Below are 21,654 nucleotides of genomic sequence, written 5' to 3'. Positions count from 1 at the left end.
CTCACGGATGACCGGTGCCCCGGTCCTCCCGGATCTGCCCGACCACCCGCGCCACCGACGCCCGCACCGCTTCCGTCTCCGTCAGGAAGTGCCAGTAGTCGGGATGGCGCCCCTCCAGCGACCCGACCGCCCGCTCCAGCCGGGCCACCGCGTCGTCCAGGGGACGCGCGTGCCGCGGATCGGGACTGTTCCGCCCGGACATCGCCAGCCGCTGCGCGTCCCGGATCGCGAACCGGGTCCGCTCGATCTCCGCCTGCGGATCCTTCTGCACGGCGTTCAGCCGGGCCAGCCGGTCACCCGCCGCCGACACCGCCTCGTCGGTACTGTTCAGCAGCGCCCGCACGGTGGACAGCAGCGAGGTGGCGTCCGCCCACTTCTGCGCGTCCCGGGCGGCCTGCGCCTCCTTCAGCTTCTGCTCGGCCTGCCGGACGTTCTCCGCGGCATGCCGGGGCACCTGCTGCAGATCCTGCCAGCAGGCGGCCGAGAACCGCCGCCGCAGCTCGCTCAGCACCGGGTCCACCTGCCCGGCCCGAGTGGTCAGCGCCTGCGCGCGCGTGCGCAGACTCACCAGCCGGTGATCGATCTCGGCGGCCTTCTCCGGCAGCCGCTCCGCCTCGACCCGGATGGCCTCGGCCTCCCGCTGCACCCGCCCGGCCCGCTCCAGCGTGGCCTGCACACCATGCTGCCCCGCACCCTGGTTGAGCTTCGTCAGCTCCGGCGCGAGCGCGGCCAGCCGGGCCGCCAGCTCATCGGCCCTGATCCGGGTCTGCCGCACGGCGTCCAGCGCGTTGCTGGCGGCCAGCAGTGCCTGCCGGGCCCGCTCCACGGCCGGTGCGAGCCGTGCCAGCTGCGTCTCGGCCTTGCCCAGCAGCGGCCCGAGCGACTCCCCGAACCGGTCCAGCTCCCCCTTGACCCGGACCAGCTCGTCCTTGGCCCCGGAGATCTCCCCGCGCGCCCGCGCCGCGACCGCGGCTTCGAGATCGTCCCGGTCAAGGTCGTAGGCGTCTATGGCCTGGATGTACCGGTTGCTGACCTCGTCGATCCGCCGCCCCAGCGCCTCGAAGTCGGAGACGGCACGACGGGCGGCCGGGGCGTCGTCGACGGCGGAGATGGTCTCTATGGAGATCCGCAGATCCCGCTGGGCGGTGTCCAGCTCGTAGAAGGCGTTGGCCGCGGCGTCCTTGGCCGCCTGGGCCTCGGCCCGCTGGCTCTCCGCGCGCCCCCCGAACCACCGCCGGGTACCGCCCCCGGCGAACGCCCCCGGCACCACGAGCACGGCGAGCAACGGCAGGCTCACGAGGGTGAGCATGTCCCGGAGAGGAGTGCGCCGGTCCCGGGGGAGGGGCGAGTACGACTGCTCGGATGCCGCCGAAGTCGCCGATGTCGCCGTCACTTCTCCCTCTCCCGTGCCGCGGTGCGCCCCAGTGTGCTGGCGGTCCTCACATTCTCCCACCAGTGAAAGACGAACACACGGGCCGGTCAGTTCGCGGTTCGCGGGATCGGTGCGCGGTACTTCCCGGCGAGTTCGGCCCGGATACGGGTTTGCGGGACAGGGCCTCGGGCAATGTAGGCTGTCGACTCGTCTCGGGTGCGTAGCTCAGTGGTAGAGCGCCTGCCTTACAAGCAGGATGTCGGCGGTTCGAAACCGTCCGCGCCCACGTCATGAGAGGACCCCGGCCGATGCGGCCGGGGTCCTCTCGCGTTCTCAGGCCTCCTCGCGGGCGTGCTTGAGGCGGCTTCGGGCGTCCACCCGGTCCGTCGCCGTGACCTCCGCCCAGAAGCGGTGGCCGCTGACGAAGACCGCGAGTTCGTGTTCACGGCGGCGCAGCTTCTCCACCTCGGCCTGTTCGTCCTCGGTCCAGCCCGGGGAGGCGGGGCGCTCCACCTTGCGCCAGCCGCCGCCGTCACTGAATCCGTCCAGCGGCTCGACCGACCAGGGGAGCCGCTTCAGCAGGGCCGAGAGCTCGGCCCGGACCTGATGCAGCTCCTCCTGACCGGCGAGGAGGTCACTCGGAAAGTCATAGGTCGCAGCCACGCGGCAATGGTACGCCTGTTCGATTTTAGGTGGCGAGTTGGTTCGTGGGGTTCATGTGTTCGAGCGGGGTGTCCTGTGCCATCGAAGTTTGATCGGCGTAGCCCGCGCTCAATATTCGGTGGCACAGGGCATGGGGGCGGAGTGCCGGGCGCCACCCCCTACGGCCGCGCCAACTCCACCCGGACCGTCAGGTACGTCTCTCCCGGCCCTGGAGGCCGGTTCCAGGGCCGGGTGTGGAAGGTGTGCAGGCGGCCCCGGGTGAGCGCGAAGCGCGGCAGGCCGACGTGGAGTTCGTCCGCGAGGGCCTCCAGGGCGCGGCGCCGCCGCTCCTCGGCGGACGCGTCCGGCGGGGAGAGGAACGCCTCCGGTACGGGACCCCGGGTGTCGGCCGCGGTGTCGCGGAGCGTGCAGCCGTAGCGTTCCTCGCCGTTCTCCGCGACGGAGAGGTGGAAGACAGCGGGGCCCCCGTGGCCGGATTCGCTCCATACCGTCACCACGCGGGTGCCCGCGGAGGCGGCGAGGCCCGGGGAGACGAACCACCGTTCGTCGAAGCGCCCACCCCGGCTCGGTGCGAAGGCGAAGCTCCAGCCCGGACCGGCCCGGCCCACGGCCATCAGCGCATGGTCCGCCCAGGGGGCAGCATCCGCACCGCCCCGGAAGCGTCCCCGCGCCTCCCACAGCGTGGCCGGGTCGTGGAGGGCGGTGGCCTCGTCGGCGCCCAGCAGGGCCGGCAGCTCGGCCGGTGCCACCCCCTCCACGAGCAGGAAGCGGTACGACGTCAGGAAGTCGCCCCGGTCCCCGTCCGCCAGCCAGGCCAGGCCCGGCGGATCCAGGTCGGCGGAGGGCGGCGGGGCCTCGCCCGGCTGTCCGGCCCGGGGCGTGGCCAGCAGCTCCCGGCCGCGCTCCGGGGTGATCAGGGGGCCCAGGAGCGGGTCGGCGCACAGGCCGACCGGGGCGAGATGGTCGGCGCTGAGCGGACGCCACGCGGGCAGCGCGGCCCGCAGGGTGCGCCAGGCCGCGTCCGTCTCGCCCCAGCGTGCCTGTTCGCGGGCCTCTTCGACGGCGCGGCCGAAGGGGCCCTCGGCGGTGTAGCGGAAGGTGCCCTCCCGGATCTGGCGCAGGACCCCCTCCGCCGCCTCGCGCACCGCGTCCGAGGCACCGGGCAGGTCATGGGGCGACAGCTCCTGGTCCCGGCGCATACGCCCGTGCTCGGCCAGGAGCGCGGGCACGACCTCCGGAACGTACACGGGGTCGGTCGCCAGGCCGTGGAAGTACACCATGTACGTCTGGCCGAGCAGCCGGCGGATCTGGTCGCGCAGCCCCGCCGCCCGCGGCCTGCCGTACGACAGCGCTTCCGCCAGCGCGGTCTCGGCCCGCTCGTACCGCCCGCCCAGCGCGTCGAGCCGCGCTGCCTCCACGGCCGCGTCCTGGGCCCGTGTGGTGGCGTTGACGAACTCCGTCCCCGTCCGCTCCGAACCGCTCACCGCGAGACTGTGGAACTGCCGGTACATCGCCGCCATGAACGCCCCGAACGAGCCGTACCGCGTCGGCTGGTCCCCGTGCCAGGGCGCCCAGCTGTACACGGCCCACTCGCCCGCCCCGTCCACGTCCCCGGGGTCCAGCAGGACGTACACGGCGTCGGACTCCACGTCCAGTTGCAGCGCCCGCCCCCACATCCCGGCCAGGAGCACGTCCTCGGGCGGGGAGTCCTCGTCCAGTTCCCCGGGGAAGTACTCGGACAGGCCCGCCGCGTCCTCGTGCCACCGGGCCTGCTCGGTGCCGGCCAGCAGCCAGACGAAGCCGCCCGCGTGCCGCCAGCCGTCGGTCACCGCGAGGAACGTCCGGTACGACGGCGGCAGCCGGTGCCCGAGCCGCTCCTCCAGCGCGCGTATCCGCTCCTCGGACGCGGGCGGGAAGCCCAGCCACCGCGTCCGCAACGGCTCCTCGTCCCGCGCCGGCCGCTCGCCCTCCGACGTGTCCCCGTCCTGAGCGTCCGCCCACTCCTGGCTCCACCGCACCAGGAGCGACCGCCACTCCTCCATCGTGTCCGTCATGCCGGTGATCCTGGCAGCCGTCACTGACAACGCCCCGCCCGTGAGTGAGAGCCTAGTGAGAGCCTGGGGGCGGGGATCGCGTTCCCGCTGGGCGGGAGAACGGAGCAGGGGACAGGATGAGCGGGCAGCAGTCGACGTTCGTGAAGGTGTGCGGGCTCACCCAGGAGCAGCAGATCGACTGGGCCGTCGAGTTGGGGTACGACGCGATCGGGATCGTGGTGACCCCGAAGAGCAAGCGGTACTGCCCGCCCGGGCGGGCCGTGGAGCTCGCCGGGTACGCCCGGGGCCGGATCCCGGTCTTCGCCGTCGCCCTGACGTACGCCGAGACGGCCGAGGTCGCGGAGCACTTCGACACCGTCCAGATCTACGAGACCGCAGCCGTCCCCAACCTCGCTCTCGCCTCCGGCACCCCGCCCGAGCGGCCGGAGGCCCTCCAGTACTTCTTCTACGACGCCAGCGCGGGCAGCGGCGTGTTCGCCGACATCCCCGCCTGGGTCGCGGACGTGCCCGGGAAGGTCGTCATCGCCGGCGGCCTCGACGAACACAACGTGGCCGGTGTCATCGAGGACTTCGGTCCCTACGGCGTGGACGTCTCCAGCAGTGTCGAGACCGCGCCGGGGGTCAAGAGCCGCGAGAAGATGGCCTCCTTCATCGCCGCCGCCCGGACCCCCGGGCGGCACAGCCGCTGAGTGCTCCGCCGGACGCGCGGTGCTGTGCCGTCGCTCGGCTGCGGCGCCGTCGTGGCCGGTCGCGCCCCGTGCCCCTTCGCGGCGTCACGGGACCGCGGCCGGCTTCGCCCGGCCCGGTCAGTGCCCGGCTTCGCGCAACTCCCGCACGATACGGGCCGTCACCGGCACGGGTACCCCGTGACGGTCCGCCGCCCGCAGCAACGCGCCCCCGATCGCGTCGAGTTCGAGGGGCCGGCCGGCCTCCGCGTCGCGTTGCATCGAGGACTTGGCCGCGGGCGGGAAGGCGTCGTAGCGGGCCAGGGCCTGCGCCGGGTCGACCGGGGCGCCGCAGGCGCGGCTGACCGCGGCCGTCTCCGCGACGAGCGAGGCCAGTTCGTCGCGGTGCCGGGTGCGGGCCTCGCCGAGGGGGAGGCCGTAGCGGGTGGTGAGCAGGGCGAAGGGCGCGAGGAACGACATCTTCGCCCACAGGGCCGTGGTCTCGTCGTCCAGGACGCGGGTGGCGGGGCCGGCCGCGGTGAGGGCCTCGGCCAGGGCCTCCAGGCGGGGGCGGGGGACCTTGGCGCCGGTCAGGTCGATCTCCGCGAAGGGGCTGGTGTGTTCGACCAGGCCGGGGGCCGGGCGGGTGGACTCGACGCGGATCACCGAGGGGGCCACGCGGTCGGGAGCGTAGCGGGCACGCAGCAGCGCGGGGTGCTCCACGCCGTTCAGGAACGGCACGAGGAGGGCGTCGCCGACGGCCGTGGGCGGGATCCGGGTGAGGGCCGCGTCCAGTGCGGTGGCCTTGACGGTGATCAGGCAGGCGTCGACCGGTTCGCGGAGGGCCGTGTCGGCCTCCACGGCGGCGGTGAAGTCGCCGAAGAGGGTGCTGCGGACCTGGATTCCGGCGGTACGCAGGGTGCGGGCCGTCTCCTCGCCGGCCAGGCACAGCACGCGATGGCCGGCGCGGGAGAGCAGGGCCGCGAGCAGTCCGCCCACGCCACCGGGACCGAGAACGGCGACGGTGAGCCGGGGACCGGGTGCACTGTCCGGGCTGTCCGGGCCGGCAGGGGCGTTCGACGCGTTCGGCGGGTTCGACGCGTTCGGCGGGTTCGCCATGGTGTTGTCCTCTCGTCGGTCGGCCCCGGGAGCGGTGGCCGCCTCGGCACGATCCTCGCAGGACGGAGGGGAGCTGCGGGAGACTGGGGACATGTGCCGGAGTATCAAGACCCTGCGTCCGCCTCAGCTGGCCGAGGAGGCCACCGAGGAGGAGATCCGTGCTGCCGCGTTGCAGTACGTGCGGAAGGTGTCCGGGTTCCGGGCGCCGGCCGCGCACAACCGGGAGGCGTTCGAGCGGGCGGTGGACGCGGTGGCGGCGGCTACCGCCGAGCTGCTCGGGGGGCTGGAGGTACGGGGGAAGGCCGTACGCGAAGCCGCCGGTTGAGGCCGTGGGGGCTCGCAGGCCACTCGAGGCGCCGGGGGTGGCCTGGCGGAGGCTCGGCTGCCCGGGGCCGACGAGGCAGGTGACGGGTCAGGCCGGGCGTCTTCGCATCAGGAATCCCGCTCCCGCCCCCGCCCCGAACAGCGCCACCACCGAGACCGCCGTCGCCAGCCAGGTCGCGCCCAGCCACTGGGCGCCCAGGTAGCCGAGGGCGACGCTGTAGACCGCCCAGGTCAGGCCCGCCAGGGCGGACCAGGGGAGGAAGTCGCGGACGCGGCGGTGGGTCGCGCCGGCGCCCAGGGAGACGAGCGAGCGGCCGGCCGGGGCGAAGCGGGCGAGTATGACCAGTGCGCCGCCACCCCGGGTCAGGGCCTCGCCGAGACGTTCCTGCGCGCTGCTCAGCCGCCGGGAGCGGGCGATCGCGCGGTCCAGGCGGGCCCCGCCGCGCCAGGCCAGCCGGTAGGCGACCAGGTCGCCGAGGACCGACGCGGCGGCGGCGCAGAAGGTCAGCGCGAGGATGTCGGGTATGACGTGCGGGACGTGCCCGGGGGCCGCGCCGGTGCCCGCCGCCGCTGCCGTGGCCGCGGTGATGACCAGGACACCGCTGGGCAGGACCGGCAGGAACACATCAAGCAGCACCGAGAGGGCCACCATGGCGTATATCCATGGCCCGGCCTCCAGTGACCCCATGCTTTCCCACACGACGGTTCCCCCGTGATTGTCCTGTTGCGCCCCCCGACGTCAGCCATACAGCGTACGCGGAGGGTGTGACAGGAGTTTCACGGGGGGTTTGCCAGATCCGCAAAGGATTAAGCGGCCACCGGCGTGTTCCGCGCACCCGGCAGGACCGGCCGCTCTCCCGTCCCGGGCGCGGCCGTCCGGAGGACCGCCCGCGCGATCGCGTCGGCGTCCGACAGGGTCACCGAGTCCACACCCGGCCGGGCACCCGCCGCGGTCACCCAGTGCACGCCCTCCGTGGGCACGCCGAACGCGAACCGTCCCGGGTGCGGCAGGCCGTGGCGGTCGATCAGCCGGTACGGGCGCGGTGTCACGTCCAGGCCCCCGGTCTCGTGGCCGCCCACCCGGTGCGGGCGGCACGCGCCCTCCCGCAGCAGCCCGGCCAGCAGCTCGTCGGCGGTACGGCGCAGATCCGGCTCCGGGAGGCGGGCCTCTATGAGCGTGGTCACCCGCACCGCCGAGCCGGGGACCGCCGGGGAGCGGGCCACCCACGCGCCGTCCGCCCGGCCCACCTCCAGGCCGGGGCCCAGCACCTCCACCACGCCCGCCGCCAGCAGCGCGGTCAGCTCCTCGCCCCGGCGCCGGGGCGGCCCGATGGACAGGAACGCGTTGAGCGGGGTGTACCAGCCGTCCAGGTGGGCCCGCCGGGAGGCGCCGGTCAGGCCGCCATGGTCGACGATCAGCCGTATCTCGTTGCGCAGGTCGCGCAGTACGTCCAGGGCCGCCTTGAGCGGGCCGCGCACATTGCCGAGGGCGGCCTGTGCCGCGTCCTCGCGGAGGTACCCGAGGAGCCAGTTGCGCCAGTCCGCCGGACCGGTGAACTCCCGCTCCCCGTACGGGTGCTGGAGGCGCTTCCAGGACCAGCGGTCCGCGCCCGGGACGCCGGACTCGTCGAGTACGGCGGTCTCCGCGCGCCGGCCGTCGGCCGCGAGGAAGCGCTCGGTGAGGTCCGGGTCGCCGGTCAGGGCGGTGTAGTAGACCGTCTCCACCTCCTTCGCCACCAGCGGCCAGACCTCGGCGAGGAAGTCGGGCGCCTCGCCGGAGTCGGCGCGTTTGCGCAGGCCCGCGATCACCTCGGGGGTGAGCAGCAGCGGGCTGTGCCGGCCGTACGGGCCCTTGGCGTTGTCGCCGCGCGCCTGGTAGGGGACGCCCCGCCGGGAGCCGGCGTAGAGGCGGGGCTCGCGGCCGGAGGGCGTGTAGCGCAGGCCGCCGGCCGGTGCCCGGGTGAAACGGCCGCCCCGGCCGGTGGTGAGCAGGGCGAGGTGGTCGAAGAAGTTGAGGCCGAGGCCGCGCAGCAGCACCGGTTCGCCGGGGGCGATCGGGGTGAGATCGACGTCGGCCGGGTTGGCGGGCGGGATGTGGCGCAGGCCGTGCCGGGCGGCGTGTGCCGGATGGTGGCGGTTCTCGGGGGCCGCCGTCGCGGGGAGGTGGCCCTGGGCCAGTACCACCGCCGCCAGACCGGGCAGGGTTCGGCCGTCGTCGAGGGTGAGCGTCTGGCGGCCGTCGGGGGCGTCGGCGAGCCGTACGGCACGGGCGCGGTGGGTCTCGACGCGGACCGCCTCCGGTGCCCGGGCGACCGTCCTCGCGAACACCCACTCCAGGTAGCGGCCGTAGTGGGCGCGGGTCGGGTAGTCGTCGGGGTCCAGCTCGCCGGCCGCCCACTCGTGCAGGCTGGGGCCGGGCCGGACCGGTCCCGAGCACTCCACGCTGTCGTCGGTGAACAGGGTGACCTGGCTCGCCACGGTGTTCATCAGCAACTCCGCCGACTGCGCCGTACGCCAGACCCGGCCCGGGCCCGGCGGCGCCGGGTCGATCACATGGACGGTGAGGCGCGATCCCGGGGGCAGCAGCTCGGGTGCGGAGGCGCAGAGGCGTTCCAGGACGCTGGTGCCGCGCGGTCCGGCGCCGACCAGGGCGACGGCGACCGGGGCGGATTCCTGGGGCGAGGCAGACAAGGACGTGACTCCCGGGCGGGTGGGGGCGCTGGGCAGGAACACCGCCCGCACGGGATGGGGAAGCGGACGGTCCGCCTCATCATGCCGTCGCGATTAACAGAAGCCAACGCGTGCCCCAGCCGCCTCGGATGTCCTCATGGGGCGGTGAGGGTGGACTCCTCCACGGTCTCCAGGGTCCCGTTCCGCCGGGCCCGCTCCAGCCGGAGCCGGGCCGAACGGCCGTGCAGGGTCAGCGTCATGAGCTGGTTGCCGAACCACGGACCGCCCTTCCTCCGCCAGGTCACCGGAGGCGGGGCACAGCGTCCGTGCCGGGTGAACCGCCGCCCGAGGACCCGGGCCAGGGCGCTCCAGCCGAACCGGAAGCCGACCCGGATCGTCGGCGGCACGGAGTTGTGGACGGGCGAGCAGGTGAGTTGCAGCACACGGGAGGCGGGCCCGGTGCCGGCCGGCCACGCGGGCTCGGCGACATAGGCGTGATGGACGTCCCCGGAGAGCACACAGATCGACGCGGGGGCCCCGGGACCCGAGCCGGTACGGGCGATCAGACCGGCCAGTTCGGCGAAGGAGGCCGGGAAGGCCGCCCAGTGCTCCAGGTCGGCCGCGCGGCGCAGCCGCTCCCCGAACTCCGCCCAGCGGGCGCCCCGTTCGCCCCGGCACAGGGCCGCGTCCCAGGTCTCCAGGTCGTGTATGAGGTGCGGCAGCAGCCAGGGCAGCGAGGTGCCGACCAGGAGATGGTCGTACGACTCCCGGTCGGCCAGGGCCTGTTCGCGCAGCCACTCGGCCTCGCCGGGGTCGAGCATGGCGCGGTGGTGCTCGTCCAGCACCCGCGCCGCCCGGGTGTCCACCATCAGCAGCCGCGTCCGCCCGAAGTCGCGCCGGTAACTCCAGCGCACCGAGGCGGGATCGGTGTCGGCCTTGGCCGCGAAGGCACGCAACTCGTCGGTGCCGTCGGCGGATGCGCATACGGCCGTGTAGAGCGGGTCGGCGGCCAGCTCGGCCGGCGAGAGGTTCCCCAGATGCTGGTGCACCCAGTACGACATCAGCCCGCTCATCAGCCGCTCCTGCCACCAGGGCGTGGCCCGCATGTCGGCCAGCCAGGCGGCGGAGGTGTTCCAGTCGTCTATGACGTCGTGGTCGTCGAAGATCATGCAACTGGGCACGGTGGACAGCAGCCAGCGCACCTCGGGGTCGAGCCAGGACTCGTAGTAGAGACGGGTGTACTCCTCGTAGTCCGCGACCTCGGCGCCGGGCGGGTCCGACAGGTCGCGGCGGGCGGCCAGCCAGTGGTGGGTCGCCGCCGAGGTCTCGTCCGCGTACACCTGGTCGCCCAACAGCAGCAGCACGTCCGGCCGTTCACCGCCGGCGGCGACGCGTGTGGCCAGGCTGTCCAGGGCGTCGGGGCCGACCGGGTCCTGGCCGTCGGCCGGGGGAGCGGCCCAGCGGCAGGAGCCGAAGGTCACCCGCAGCTCGTCGCCCTCGGCGGGGACGCGTATCACCGAGGCCGGGAAACGGGAGTCCGGCAACGGCCACACCCGCGTGCCGTCCAGGATCACCTCGTACGACGTCGAGGTCCCCGGGGTCAGGCCGGTGACCGTGACCAGGGCGTAGTGGTGGCCCGCCACCTGGAAGGTGCGCGCGGTGCCGCCGGCGCCGTCCGGGCAGCGCACCTCGGCGGTGCACGGACGGCTCGTCTCGACCCAGACGGTCGCCGACGAGCCGTCGGTGTACCTCAGCAGTGGTCCCAGGCGCAGTCCGGCCACGTTCGCCCGCCCTCTTTCCCGGTCGGTTCGCCCCCGTCGCCCCGTACGGTACGGAACGACGGAGGTCAGCGGGGAGGCTTCGACGCGGGAAAGAGAGCGGGAAGGGGGGTGGAGCGTGGCCGGAACACGTGGGAAGCGGGACCTTCTACTGCGCCCGGCCGTCTGCCGGGCTGTCCGCCGGGTGGGTCAGCAGGCGGAGAGGTAGCTGGTGAGCGCGCTCTTCTCGGCGGAGTCGACCGAGAGGTCGTAGTAGTACTTCACCTGGACCCAGGCGCGGACGTAGGTGCAGCGGTACGACGTCAGCGACGGCATCCAGGTGGCCGGGTCCTGGTCGCCCTTGGACTGGTTGACGTTGTCCGTGACGGCGAGCAGCTGCGGGCGGGTGACGTCGTTGGCGAAGGACTCGCGCTGGGCGGTGGTCCAGTTGCGGGCACCGGAGTCCCAGGCCTCGGCCAGCGGCACGAGGTGGTCGATGTCGACGTCGGAGGCGGCGGTCCAGGTGGCGCCGTCGTAGGGGGAGTACCAGCTGCCGCTGGTGGCGGTGCAGGCGGAGTTGGTGACGACGTTCGAACCGTCGCGCTTGAGGATCCACTCACGGGTGTTGCAGGTACCGCTGATGGTGTCCCAGGTCGGGAACAGGTCGCGCGCGTAGCCGGTCCTGACCTCGGTCGCCACGGTGAGCGAGGCGAGGTAGGTGCGGGCGGTGGACGCGCTGACCGGCGTGGGGAGGGCGGCGGAGGCGCTCGGGGAGTTGAAAAGGGCGGCGGAGGCTATCAGGCCGGTGAGTGCCGCGAGTATGCTGACACGTCGACGCGCGTAGAACTTCGGCATGGGAACTCCCTTGTGGGGGTGGGGTGTTGGAGCGCGAGCGAGGGAATGCTCGCGCCGCCGTGTTGCCGGGGAGTGAGCGTTGGGTAAGAAGCTAGTGACGTGTGCATGACACGACAAGGGGTGCGACGTGACTCACAGGCGGGAGCTTCGGCCTTGGAAACCGGTGTGGTGGTCACGTACCGTGGAGGGCGTTGAAGGGGAGTAGCTCTTCGCCGGACCGTCGACATACTGCTCAGCCCGTCTGAGCCGGCGCCCGGAGGCGGACCTCGAGCACGAGGCCGCCAGCGAGACCTTCGGCAAGCAGTGCACGCCTGTGCCGCACAACGGCGCGGGCGATCCATGTGTGCTGCCGTGCCGAGGTGTCGTGTGTTCCGCGCGAAGTGCAGCACTCTCGGTGGGGTGGCCCCGACCGATTGAGGACCCTTGATCAGCATCACCGTGACGGCGCTCGTCTTCGGCGTCATCTTCCTCGCCGAACTGCCCGACAAGACCGCGCTCGCCGGCCTCGTCCTGGGCACGCGCTACCGGGCGTCCTACGTCTTCGCGGGCGTCGCGGCCGCCTTCCTCCTGCACGTCGTGCTCGCCGTCGCGGCCGGCAGCGTGCTGACCCTGCTGCCCCAGCAGATCGTGCACGCCCTGACCGGCGTGCTCTTCCTCGGCGGCGCGGCCGTGCTGCTGCTGAAGAAGGGCGAGGAGGAAGAGGAGATCCGCAAGCCCGCCGACCAGTCCTTCTGGAAGGTCGCCGGTACCGGGTTCATGCTCATCCTGGTCGCCGAGTTCGGCGACCTCACCCAGATCATGACGGCGAACCTCGCGGCCCGGTACGACGACCCGCTCTCCGTCGGCCTCGGCGCGGTGCTCGGCCTGTGGGCGGTGGCCGGACTCGGCATCGTGGGCGGCAAGGCGCTGATGAAGAAGGTGCCGCTGCGGCTGATCACGCAGATCGCGGCCGTGCTGATGCTGGCGCTGGGGGTGTGGAGCCTGTGGGAGGCGATCGCGGGCTGAGCCGGACGCGTCCCGTAGGGGGTCCGGCGAGCTGAAGAGTCCGTGAACGGCAGGCGACGGCGGTGGCGGGATGGCCGCTCTGTTTTGTACCGTGGAGAAACAAAGTGGCTCCCGCTCGTTTTCCCTGACCGGCGGGCGGGGCCGCTCTGTTCTGCTTTGCCCGGCCTGCTTAGGAGCTGCCCGATGACGGCCACCGTCCTCACCGCCCGCGCCCTCCTGCTCGACATGGACGGCACTCTCGTCAACTCGGACGCCGTCGTCGAACGCATCTGGCGGCGCTGGTCCGAGCGGCACGGGCTGGACGGCGACGAGGTCATGAAGGTCGTCCACGGGCGCCAGGGGCACGCGTCCATGGCGGTGCTGCTGCCGGACCGGCCGGTGCGGCAGAACCTCGCGGACAACGCGCGGATGCTGGCCGAGGAGACCGCCGACATGGACGGCGTGGTGGAGGTCCCGGGTGCCGCGGCCTTCCTCGCCTCGCTCAGCGGGCTGCCGCACGCCCTGGTGACCTCGGCGGACGTGGCACTGTCGACGGCGCGGATGGCGGCGGCCGGGCTGCCGCTGCCGGCGGTGCGGATCACGGCCGAGTCGGTGGGCGCGAGTAAGCCGGACCCCGAGGGCTTCCTGAAGGGAGCGGCCGAACTGGGCGTCGCGGCGGCGGACTGCGTGGTCTTCGAGGACTCGGGCGCGGGGATCGCGGCGGGGCGCGCGGCGGGCATGCGGGTGGTGGGAGTCGGGGCCCGGGCGGGTGCGCACGGGCCGGACGCGGTGGTGCGGGACCTGACGGGGGTGCGTGTGGAGGCCGCGGCCGACGGCTCCCTCCGGGTGCACGTCGGCTGAGGCGGCGGAGGGGCGGTTGTGGGCGAGTGCGGGCCCGGTGGGGGCTGGTCGCGCCCCGCGGCGGAGCCGCATATGAACACAGTCCCGCGCCCCTAGGGGTTGTCCTCGAAGTCGGTTTCAGGGTCAACGCCGGGAAGAGGCGCGGGGAACTGCGCGCTCTGCCCCCACCCACCCGCACCTGACCGACGACCGCAACCACCCCCTTCCGGCCCCCTCCCTACGGCTCGGTCGTCTCCGACTCCAGGGCCGCTCGCGTAGCCGTCCCGTACACCCCCGACTCGTCCGTCAGGATCCCCCGCGCCAGCTGGTACGTCCGTACCGCATCCTCCGTCGTGCGGTCGTAGTGGCCGTCGGCCCTCCCGGAGAACAGCCTCAGCTGCGTCAGCCGCAGCTGGAGCTCCGTCACCTCGGCGCCGCTGTCGCCGGCGCGCAGGACAGGCGCCGACGTGGGCTGCGCGGAGGCGGCCGTGCCGGTCGTGGACGCCGACTGGGTCGGCCTGGCCGAGCGGGACGCGGTCGCGGACGGACTCGGGCTCGCCGTCCGTGAGGACGAGGCCGTCGGCGACGCGCTCACGTCGGCGGAAGCGGACGGCACGGCCGGCGCCGGTGCCCCCGCCGACGTCACCGGCGCCGCCGCAGAAGGCGACCCCGTGCTCGGCGTCACGTCGGGAACGCTCTCCCGGACGTCCTTCGGCGCCGCCGTGTCCCGTGTCGGCGTCACATGGGAGAACAGCCGCTCGCGAAACCGGCCACCGCGAGGATCCCGAACACCGCCCCGGCGATCGACAGGACCAGCACCCACCGGGGCCGGCGCCGACGGGGTCGCGTCAGGTCGGAGGGGGGCGGTGCCGGTTCCGGCTCCGGTACCGCCCGCAGCGGCATGGTCGCCGCCTCGACCACCGGCAGCGGCTCGGTCTTCCCGCCGTCGGCCTCGGCCCCGCCTCCGGAGAGATCGATGTACGGCCGTATCCGCAGGGGGTCGAAGTCCTCCGCGGCCGCCTGTTCGGCCGTACGGGCGTCGCGCAGTGCGTCCGACGCCCGCCGGGTGCAGTCGCAGGAGGGCGTGTTGTCCGCCCCTCTCGGCGCCTCGCACTCCGGGCACAGGTGGGCCCCGGTCGTGTCCGTCACGGTGTTCGTCCCCTCCCCTCGTGTCCACACGCGGTCCCCCCGCGTCCCCCTCATGAACTCCACAGGTTATGCGGCGCACCCACACGTACGTTCGCCGGTTCCCCTTGTTTCAGGAGATGCGAAGAGGGCTCGACGGGCCATACCGGGTGACACCGTCCACGATGGAAGATGGCTGACAGCACCCCCGGGAGGTCTCCATGGCCCTGGACATGACGCACACCCAGGCGAAGGACGCGGAGCACGTACCCGGCAACGTGCTCGTCCCGATCGGTGCGCTGCTGCTCGGCCTGCTGCTGGCCGCACTGGACCAGACCATCGTGTCGACCGCGCTGCCGACGATCGTCAGTGACCTGGGCGGCCTGGAGCACCTGTCGTGGGTGGTCACCGCCTACCTGCTGGCCTCCACCGCCGCCACCCCGCTCTGGGGCAAGCTCGGTGACCAGTACGGGCGCAAGCGGCTCTTCCAGGCGGCGATCGTGATCTTCCTCGTCGGGTCGGCCCTGTGCGGGATGGCCCGGAACATGGGCGAGCTGATCGGCTTCCGCGCGCTGCAGGGCCTGGGCGGCGGCGGACTCCTGGTGCTGTCGATGGCGATCGTGGGGGACCTCGTGCCGCCGCGTGAACGGGGGCGCTACCAGGGACTGTTCGGTGCCGTCTTCGGCGCGACCAGCGTGCTGGGGCCGCTGCTCGGCGGGGTGCTCACCGAGCATCTGAGCTGGCGCTGGGTGTTCTACGTCAACCTGCCCGTGGGCGTGGTCGCGCTCGCCGTGATCGCCGTCGCCCTGCACATACCGCGCAGGACCGCCCGCCATGTCATCGACTACCTCGGTACGTTGCTGATCGCCGCCGTCGCCACCTGCCTGGTGCTGGTGGCCTCGCTGGGCGGCACGACCTGGCGCTGGGGGTCGCCCCAGATCGTCGGGCTCGCGGTGCTGGGGGTGCTGCTCGCCGTCGCCTTCGTGGCCGTCGAGCGGCGGGCCGCCGAACCCGTGCTCCCGCTGAAGCTCTTCGGCATCCGCACCTTCACGCTCGCCGCCGTGATCAGCTTCATCGTCGGCTTCGCGATGTTCGGCGCGATGACCTACCTGCCGACCTTCCTCCAGGTCGTGCAGGGCATCTCGCCGACCCTGTCGGGTGTGCACATGCTGCCGATGGTGATCGGCCTGCTGCTGTCCTCCACCCTGTCCGGACAGATCGTCAGCCACTCGGGCCGCTGGAAGGCGTTCCCGATCGCCGGCACCGCCGTCACCGCCTTCGGCCTGCTGCTGCTCCACCAACTCGACGAACACAGCTCGACGATCGAGATGAGCTGCTACTTCTTCGTCTTCGGCCTCGGCCTCGGGCTGGTCATGCAGGTGCTGGTGCTGATCGTGCAGAACTCCGTCTCGTACGAGGACCTCGGCGTCGCCACCTCCGGCGCGACCTTCTTCCGCTCCATCGGGGCCTCCTTCGGCGTGGCCATCTTCGGCTCGGTCTTCGCGAGCCGCCTCGCCGACAAGCTGGCCGACGCCTTCCAGGGCGTCCGCCTCCCGGCCGGTGTCACCCCGGACGCCCTCAAGGCGGACCCGCGCGGCATCGCCGAACTGCCGCCCGCGCTGCGCCCGGCGGCCCTGCACGCGTACGCGTCCTCGATCACCGACGTGTTCCTGTACGCCGCTCCGGTGGCCGCCCTCGGCTTCGTCCTGGCCTGGTTCCTCAAGGAGGACCGGCTGCGCGGCTCGGTCACCGCGCCGGACGCGTCGGAGACGATCCCGCCCAACCCGGTGCAACGTTCGTCGTACGACGAGTGCTGCCGGGCCCTGTCGCTGCTCGGCACCCGGGAGGGCCGCCGGGAGATCTACCGGAAGATCAACGAGCGGGCCGGGGCGGACCTGCTGCCCGCCGCCGGCTGGCTGCTGCTGCGGATCCGCAGGTACGGCTCGGTGGAGCCGGGCCGGCTCGCCGAGCGCGGGCCCGTCCCGATGGCCGTCGTCCTGGAGGGCGCCCGCCAGCTGGAGGAGCGGCACCTCGTCGACCGCCTGGGCCTCGACCTGACCCTGACTGAGCAGGGCCGCGAGATCGCCGAACGGCTCGCCAGGGCCCGCGAGGAGTCCCTGGCCGACCTCCTCGGCGACTGGTGGAGCCCGGACCGGCCCACCGACCTGGACCGCCTGGTACGCGACCTGACCGACGAACTGTGCGGCACCGAACGCGAACAGCCCCAGAACCCGGCCTCCCGACAGGTCAGTTGACGAGTTCCTTGCGGAACCAGTGCGCTGCGTAGACGTCGTCGTTGTGCGGTGCGGTCTCGGTGTAGCCGAGCCGCGCGTACAGGGCGCGGGCCTCGACGAGGTCGGTGCGGGTGTCCAGCACGAGCCGCCCGGCCCCGAGCGCGCGGGCCGCGTCCTCGGCCGCCGCGACCAGGAGCGCGGCGCCGCCCCTGCCGCGCAGCCCCTCGTGCACGAAGACCCGGGTGAGTTCGGCGGTGGCCGGGTCCAGGAGCCGTACGCCCGCGCTGCCGGCCGGCTCGCCGTCGTACCGTGCGATCAGCAACCGCCCGGTGGGCGGGACGAGTTCGGATCCCGGACGGGCGGCGATCTCGCGCTCCAGCTCGGCCGGTTCGGTTCGCCGGCCCTCGTGGCACAGGTACCAGCGGTCGCTGACCTCCGTGTAGTACGCCCGCCACAGGGCGGCGGCGACGGGCGAGTCGGGGAGTTCCGGGGTGATCGTCCAGACGGTCATGGACGGCAGTCTCGGCCGGGTCCGGGTGGGTCGTGCAACCGAATTCGGCGCGGGCCCGGTTCGGCCGCGTGGGTCCGGGCTGTTTGCGGGGCGCGGTACGGGTCACCCGGAGGGCGAGCCGGCCCGTCGGGCCGAGACACCGGAAGGCAACCATGTCCACAGGCTTGATCATCGCGATCGTGATCGTGGCCGCCGTGGTCGTCGTCGCGGCCGTGCTGGCCGCGCGCTCCAGGAGCCACGGCCCCCACGGCCTGAAGCAGCGCTTCGGGCCCGAGTACGAGCGTGCCGTGGCCCAGCACGGGGGCGACACCAAGGCGGCCGAGCAGGAACTCGCCGAACGGGTGCAGCGCCACGGTGACCTGCACGAGCGGCCGCTGGAACCGGCGGAGCGCGAACGCTACGCGGCCCGCTGGACGACCGCACAGGAACGCTTCGTCGACTCGCCGCGGGAGTCCGTGACCGAGATCGACCGGCTGCTCGCCGAAGTGGCGGCCGCCCGTGGCTTCCCGGCCGGTGCCGAGTTCGACGACCAGATCGCCGCGCTGTCCGTGCACCACGCCGACCACGTCGACGGCTACCGCCGCGTCCACCGAGCCGCCCAGGAGCCCGTGGACGGGGCCCAGCAGAACCAGGCGGGCACCGAGGAGATGCGTACGGCCATGATCGAGGCCCGCTCCCTCTTCGACGACCTGGTCACCTCGTCGGCCGGCGAGACCGGCCGCCACCGCGCCGGTGTCGGTGCCGACACCGGTGGCCATCCGCATCTGCCCTGGTCCGCCGACCGGAGCCGCCCGAAGGAGAGCTGACCGACATGACCGACGCGAGGACAGGGAACGGCCGCCAGCCCAAGGGCAGCGGCGACATATATCCCGGCGACGAAGCGATGCCGGGACGCGAGGAGCGCGCGACCGAGGGCACGACCGGGCGCGCGACCGAGGACACGACCGGCCGGGGCGACGCCTCCGTCAGGGGGGTCACCCCCGGGCGGGAGGACATCGCACCGGAGCGCAGGGACGACCGGGAAGAGGCGCCCGGGCAGGCGGTGCTGGTGGCCGGCAAGGGTCCGGGCCACGCGCCGGACACGGCCCGCGACGACCGGCGGACGCCGAACGGAGACCGGCTGGCGGCGAACGACGACCGGCGGACGCCGAACGGCGACCGACTGGGGGCGAACGACGACCGGCGGACGCCGAATGACGACCGACGGGCGGAGAACGACGACCGACGGGCGGAGAACGACGACCGGCTGATGCCGACCGAGGAGTGCGGGCAGCTGGAGCGGCGCCTCCAGCACGCGGTCACCGGTTTCGTCGACGAGCCGCGCGCGGCCGTCGAGGAGGCCGACCGGGCCCTCGAGGAACTCAGCGCCCGCTTCACCGACGCCGTCGACCGGCGCCGCCGTACCCTGCGCGGCAGTTGGCAGGACACCGACCGGGAGCACCCCGGCACGGCCGACACCGAACAGCTCCGGCTGGCCCTGCGCGACTACCGCGAACTGGCGGACCGGCTGCTACACATCTGAGTCCGCCACCGCCCCGGCCGCCGCCCGGCGCTCCCGCCACTCGCGTACGACCTCCTCGACGTCGTACGGCTTCTTGCCCAGCGGGGGCCCGGGCGGCGGCTTGAACATCATCTCCCGGATCTTCACGTTGACCTCCGTGATGATCTTGCGGACGATCCGCTCCGAGGGGGCCGCGTAGGCGGCCGCCAGAGCGTCCTCGGCCTCCTTGCGCAGCGCGAGGGCCGGAGGCAGCATCGCCAGGCCCTCCCGGGCCATCTTCCGTTTGACCCACCACAGTTCGTCGTAGGCCGCGTCCAGGTCGGCCGGCAACGGCTCACCCGTGCCCGCGAGTTGATCGAAGTCACCGCGCCGTTGCGCATCAAGGATCTGCTTGTCGACCCAGGATTCGAACGGCACCCCGGGTGGCTTTCGCTCGGTCATGACTTCATTGTGCCGGACGCCACCCCGCCGGGCGTTTTATCATGCGCCGGAGATCCACGAACGATTCAGGAACCGCGCAGGGGGAACGCACGTGCTCGAACTCACCATGGCCTCCGTGTCCGGGGACGCGGGCGAGACGGCCGGGATGCTCATGGCCGACGCGCCCAGCGAACCGGGCGCCGTGCTGCGAGTGGGCCGCGATGCCTCCGCCTGCCGGCTCGCCACGCCCGACGACTGGCTGTTCGTCTCCCGGGTGCACCTGGAGTTCCTGTGCGGGCCCGAGGGCGGCTGGCAGGTCACCTGGCTACGCGGTTCCCAGGCCGAACCCTCCTCCGAGGTACTGCTGACCGTCGGCGAGTACGCCCAGGCCATCGGGTACGGCGGCGCGGTCGCGCTGCCCCGGGGCGGCTCCGGCGAGATCGTCGTCCGGGACCGCACCGCCCCGCGCAGCGTCAACGTGGGCTTCTACCACGAGGCTTGAGACCCGGCCGGTCCCGAGCCCGGCCGGGCCGAGGCCGGGCTAGGCCAGTACCCGGGCCAGGGCGAAGCCGTCGTAGCCCTTGCTGCCGACCGTCTGGATCGCCGTGCCGCTCAGCCTCGGGTGGGCGGCGATCAGCTCGATCGCGGCACGGGTGCCGACCACGTCCGGTTCCCTGCTGTCCGCGTCGGCGACCCGGCCGCCGCGCACCACGTTGTCGACGATGATCAGGCTGCCGGCGCGGGTGAGCCGCAGCGCCCACTCCACGTAGTGCGGGTTGTTCGCCTTGTCGGCGTCGATGAAGACCAGGTCGAAGGGGGCCGGGTTCTCGTCGGCGAGCTTGGGCAGCGATTCCAGTGCGGGCCCGACCCGCACCTCGACGAGCCGCTCCAGCCCGGCGCGGGCGATGTTGCGGACCGCCACCTCGGCGTGCCGGGCGCTGTACTCCAGCGAGATCAGCCTGCCGTCGGCGGGCAGGGCGCGGGCCAGCCAGATGGTGCTGTAGCCGCCGAGGGTGCCGATCTCCAGGATGCTCCTGGCGTCCTGGAGCTGTGCGAGGAGCTGGAGCAGCTTGCCCTGGTTGGCGGTCACGTTGACGTGCGGGAGGTCGTTGACCTCGCTCTCACGCAGGGCCGCCTGGAGCGCCTCGTCGTCCGGTGAGAGGTGGCTGGTGAAGTAGAAGTCGACGTCGTCCCAGAGCTGAGAGCCGCTCATGCGTCCGCTGCCTTTCGGATATCCGGTAACCGTCCACTGACGGCTACCTGCTTAGCACTACTCAGGGGGCGGGCGACTCGGTGATCTCCCGCCCCGGTACCGGACGGAACTCAGCCGATCGGCGCAGGGGGCCGGCCCGGGGGCGGGGGCGGCTGCACCGGCGGCGGGGGCTGTACCGGCGAGGGCGGTGGGGCCGGGCGGCGGGAGTGTCGTACGGCCACCAGGGAGGTGACCGTGACGACCAGCGGCAGTGCGGCGCCGACCGTGAGCAGCCACAGCGGGATCCCGGCCGCCTCGCGCAGCCGGTCCTCGTAGATGACCTGCTGGACGGGGGTGTCCGAGGACGCCCGGCGCAGCACGTGGTCGTCGGAGATCCGGGACGGGTACGGGAACTCCTGGCCGATGGCCGTCAGATACGGGGTGCCGGCGGCCAGTTCGCGGAGATCGCCGTTCGGACGGCTGAGACGGCCGGCGTAGACGACCCTCGGGCGCTCGCCGCCGATCGCCGCGCGGGGCTCCATGCGGTGCGCGGCGAGCACGTACAGGCCCAGTGACTGCGGGGTGGCCGCGAGCCTGGACAGCCGCATCGGGTAGACGGGCCGGTCGCTGGCGAAGGCGAGGTGCAGCGGGTCGAGGGCGCCGTTCAGCGTGGTGCCCGCGGTCTCGGGGGCGAGCCTGACCGCGACGTACTCCCAGTGCTGCTCGACGTAGGGCCGTAGCGCGGTCTCCAGGCGGGGCGGGAACGGGAAGCCGTGGCCGCGCAGCCAGCCGTCCAGGGCGCCGGGGTCGGTGGCGGTCAGCTGGGCCACGTCGAACGGGCCGAGCCGCCGGCGGCCGACGACGCCGACGCCGGGGGCCTGTGCGGCGCCGTCGGGCGGGCCGGCCGTCGTGGTGCCGCCCGTGGTGAGGGGCCAGTCGCCGTTCTGGGGCCAGAAGTGGTACCGGGTGCGGTGCGCCGGGGCGGTGAGGGTGTGCAGCTCGTCGAAGAGGGCCGGGTCGGCGAGGGCGACGGTGGCGCGGTGCGGGACGGGCATGATCCAGGCGGCGCGGTCGGCGTCGCCGTCGACCGTCAGCCGCATCACGATCTGTTCGCGGGTGCCGTCCCAGCGCAGGACGGACTCCTCCCGGCCGACGGCGACCTGCTGCCGGCCGCCGGGGACGAGGGCGCCGCAGCCGCAGGCGAAGGCGGGGACGGCGAGCCAGCCGAGCTGGATGCCGGCGAGCAGGAGCAGGACCGTGAGTAAACGCGTGCGTCGGCGGGGTCGCCGCTGGCCGATCATGAACCGATGCCCTCCGCCGTACCGTCGATCAGGACTTCAGACGGTATAGCGGAGGCGTGGCCCCAGG

Annotated in this window: 22 protein-coding genes and 1 tRNA gene; 9 read left to right on the top strand and 14 right to left on the bottom strand. The window is 73.3% G+C overall.

Going from position 1 to position 21,654, the window contains the following annotated elements:
• Position 1: 1 nt before the first annotated feature.
• A complete protein-coding gene (locus tag AB0N16_RS12335; RefSeq protein ID WP_365795729.1) occupies positions 2 to 1,309 on the bottom strand; it encodes a hypothetical protein in 1,308 nt (435 codons plus the stop codon).
• A gap of 277 nt (positions 1,310 to 1,586) precedes the next feature.
• Here AB0N16_RS12335 and AB0N16_RS12330 point away from each other — a divergent pair.
• Positions 1,587 to 1,658: transfer RNA gene (locus AB0N16_RS12330), tRNA-Val, on the top strand.
• 47 nt (positions 1,659 to 1,705) lie between these two features.
• Here the strand turns inward: AB0N16_RS12330 and AB0N16_RS12325 are convergent.
• Together AB0N16_RS12325 and AB0N16_RS12320 are read right to left on the bottom strand one after the other, a co-directional pair.
• On the bottom strand, positions 1,706 to 2,035 hold the full coding sequence (locus AB0N16_RS12325; RefSeq protein WP_365795727.1) for a hypothetical protein: 330 nt from the start codon (positions 2,033 to 2,035) through the stop codon (positions 1,706 to 1,708).
• A gap of 158 nt (positions 2,036 to 2,193) precedes the next feature.
• On the bottom strand, positions 2,194 to 4,089 hold the full coding sequence (locus AB0N16_RS12320; RefSeq protein ID WP_365795726.1) for an SMI1/KNR4 family protein: 1,896 nt from the start codon (positions 4,087 to 4,089) through the stop codon (positions 2,194 to 2,196).
• Between the two features lie 116 nt (positions 4,090 to 4,205).
• Between AB0N16_RS12320 and AB0N16_RS12315 the strand changes: the two genes are divergently transcribed.
• Complete coding sequence (locus tag AB0N16_RS12315) at positions 4,206 to 4,778, top strand: hypothetical protein (protein WP_365795724.1); 573 nt, start codon at positions 4,206 to 4,208, stop codon at positions 4,776 to 4,778.
• Between the two features lie 117 nt (positions 4,779 to 4,895).
• On the opposite strand, the gene AB0N16_RS12310 is transcribed toward AB0N16_RS12315, so the two are convergent.
• Positions 4,896 to 5,873, bottom strand: coding sequence for a 2-dehydropantoate 2-reductase (locus AB0N16_RS12310; RefSeq protein ID WP_365795722.1), 978 nt, complete (start codon positions 5,871 to 5,873; stop codon positions 4,896 to 4,898).
• Between the two features lie 91 nt (positions 5,874 to 5,964).
• Between AB0N16_RS12310 and AB0N16_RS12305 the strand changes: the two genes are divergently transcribed.
• Positions 5,965 to 6,198, top strand: coding sequence for a DUF2277 domain-containing protein (locus AB0N16_RS12305; RefSeq protein ID WP_365795720.1), 234 nt, complete (start codon positions 5,965 to 5,967; stop codon positions 6,196 to 6,198).
• 87 nt (positions 6,199 to 6,285) lie between these two features.
• Here AB0N16_RS12305 and AB0N16_RS12300 read toward each other — a convergent pair whose 3' ends face one another.
• The 4 genes from AB0N16_RS12300 to AB0N16_RS12285 all read right to left on the bottom strand — a co-directional run bounded on the left by AB0N16_RS12300 (position 6,286) and on the right by AB0N16_RS12285 (position 11,479).
• Positions 6,286 to 6,897, bottom strand: a complete 612-nt coding sequence (locus AB0N16_RS12300) for a VTT domain-containing protein (protein WP_365795718.1) — start codon at positions 6,895 to 6,897, stop codon at positions 6,286 to 6,288.
• 107 nt (positions 6,898 to 7,004) lie between these two features.
• Positions 7,005 to 8,888: an FAD/NAD(P)-binding protein gene (locus tag AB0N16_RS12295; protein WP_365795716.1), complete on the bottom strand. Its 1,884-nt coding sequence runs from the start codon at positions 8,886 to 8,888 to the stop codon at positions 7,005 to 7,007.
• 134 nt (positions 8,889 to 9,022) lie between these two features.
• A complete protein-coding gene (locus AB0N16_RS12290; protein ID WP_365795714.1) occupies positions 9,023 to 10,648 on the bottom strand; it encodes an alkaline phosphatase D family protein in 1,626 nt (541 codons plus the stop codon).
• A 186-nt stretch (positions 10,649 to 10,834) separates the two neighbouring features.
• Positions 10,835 to 11,479: an HNH endonuclease family protein gene (locus AB0N16_RS12285; RefSeq protein WP_365795712.1), complete on the bottom strand. Its 645-nt coding sequence runs from the start codon at positions 11,477 to 11,479 to the stop codon at positions 10,835 to 10,837.
• A gap of 423 nt (positions 11,480 to 11,902) precedes the next feature.
• Between AB0N16_RS12285 and AB0N16_RS12280 the strand changes: the two genes are divergently transcribed.
• On the top strand, positions 11,903 to 12,484 hold the full coding sequence (locus AB0N16_RS12280; protein WP_365795710.1) for a TMEM165/GDT1 family protein: 582 nt from the start codon (positions 11,903 to 11,905) through the stop codon (positions 12,482 to 12,484).
• A gap of 183 nt (positions 12,485 to 12,667) precedes the next feature.
• On the top strand, positions 12,668 to 13,324 hold the full coding sequence (locus tag AB0N16_RS12275) for an HAD-IA family hydrolase (RefSeq protein ID WP_365795708.1): 657 nt from the start codon (positions 12,668 to 12,670) through the stop codon (positions 13,322 to 13,324).
• A gap of 217 nt (positions 13,325 to 13,541) precedes the next feature.
• Here AB0N16_RS12275 and AB0N16_RS12270 read toward each other — a convergent pair whose 3' ends face one another.
• Positions 13,542 to 13,988, bottom strand: a complete 447-nt coding sequence (locus AB0N16_RS12270; protein ID WP_365795706.1) for a peptidoglycan-binding protein — start codon at positions 13,986 to 13,988, stop codon at positions 13,542 to 13,544.
• Positions 13,989 to 14,041: 53 nt separating this feature from the next.
• On the bottom strand, positions 14,042 to 14,452 hold the full coding sequence (locus AB0N16_RS12265; protein ID WP_365795704.1) for a hypothetical protein: 411 nt from the start codon (positions 14,450 to 14,452) through the stop codon (positions 14,042 to 14,044).
• Between the two features lie 197 nt (positions 14,453 to 14,649).
• On the opposite strand from AB0N16_RS12265, the gene AB0N16_RS12260 reads away from it, so the two are divergent.
• On the top strand, positions 14,650 to 16,683 hold the full coding sequence (locus AB0N16_RS12260; RefSeq protein ID WP_365795702.1) for an MDR family MFS transporter: 2,034 nt from the start codon (positions 14,650 to 14,652) through the stop codon (positions 16,681 to 16,683).
• Here AB0N16_RS12260 and AB0N16_RS12255 read toward each other — a convergent pair.
• Positions 16,676 to 17,173 carry a GNAT family N-acetyltransferase gene (locus AB0N16_RS12255; protein WP_365795700.1) on the bottom strand — a complete coding sequence of 166 codons (498 nt, stop codon included), beginning with the start codon at positions 17,171 to 17,173 and terminating at the stop codon, positions 16,676 to 16,678. The genes AB0N16_RS12260 and AB0N16_RS12255 overlap by 8 nt on opposite strands.
• Before the next feature lie 152 nt (positions 17,174 to 17,325).
• Between AB0N16_RS12255 and AB0N16_RS12250 the strand changes: the two genes are divergently transcribed.
• Both AB0N16_RS12250 and AB0N16_RS12245 read left to right on the top strand, forming a co-directional pair.
• Positions 17,326 to 17,979, top strand: coding sequence for a hypothetical protein (locus tag AB0N16_RS12250; protein ID WP_365795699.1), 654 nt, complete (start codon positions 17,326 to 17,328; stop codon positions 17,977 to 17,979).
• Positions 17,980 to 17,984: 5 nt separating this feature from the next.
• On the top strand, positions 17,985 to 18,695 hold the full coding sequence (locus tag AB0N16_RS12245; protein WP_365795697.1) for a hypothetical protein: 711 nt from the start codon (positions 17,985 to 17,987) through the stop codon (positions 18,693 to 18,695).
• On the opposite strand, the gene AB0N16_RS12240 is transcribed toward AB0N16_RS12245, so the two are convergent.
• On the bottom strand, positions 18,684 to 19,115 hold the full coding sequence (locus AB0N16_RS12240) for a DUF1992 domain-containing protein (protein WP_365795695.1): 432 nt from the start codon (positions 19,113 to 19,115) through the stop codon (positions 18,684 to 18,686). The genes AB0N16_RS12245 and AB0N16_RS12240 overlap by 12 nt on opposite strands.
• 91 nt (positions 19,116 to 19,206) lie before the next feature.
• On the opposite strand from AB0N16_RS12240, the gene AB0N16_RS12235 reads away from it, so the two are divergent.
• Positions 19,207 to 19,596, top strand: a complete 390-nt coding sequence (locus AB0N16_RS12235; protein WP_365795693.1) for a hypothetical protein — start codon at positions 19,207 to 19,209, stop codon at positions 19,594 to 19,596.
• Positions 19,597 to 19,635: 39 nt separating this feature from the next.
• Here AB0N16_RS12235 and AB0N16_RS12230 read toward each other — a convergent pair whose 3' ends face one another.
• Positions 19,636 to 20,307, bottom strand: a complete 672-nt coding sequence (locus tag AB0N16_RS12230; RefSeq protein WP_365795691.1) for an O-methyltransferase — start codon at positions 20,305 to 20,307, stop codon at positions 19,636 to 19,638.
• 110 nt (positions 20,308 to 20,417) lie between these two features.
• On the bottom strand, positions 20,418 to 21,587 hold the full coding sequence (locus AB0N16_RS12225; protein WP_365795689.1) for a DUF2330 domain-containing protein: 1,170 nt from the start codon (positions 21,585 to 21,587) through the stop codon (positions 20,418 to 20,420).
• Positions 21,588 to 21,654: the final 67 nt, after the last annotated feature.

The organism is Streptomyces sp. NPDC051105 (assembly GCF_040682795.1).
Taxonomy (GTDB): domain Bacteria; phylum Actinomycetota; class Actinomycetes; order Streptomycetales; family Streptomycetaceae; genus Streptomyces.
Note: the sequence above shows the minus strand (reverse complement) of the source record. Positions and strands in the feature narration are given on the sequence as shown.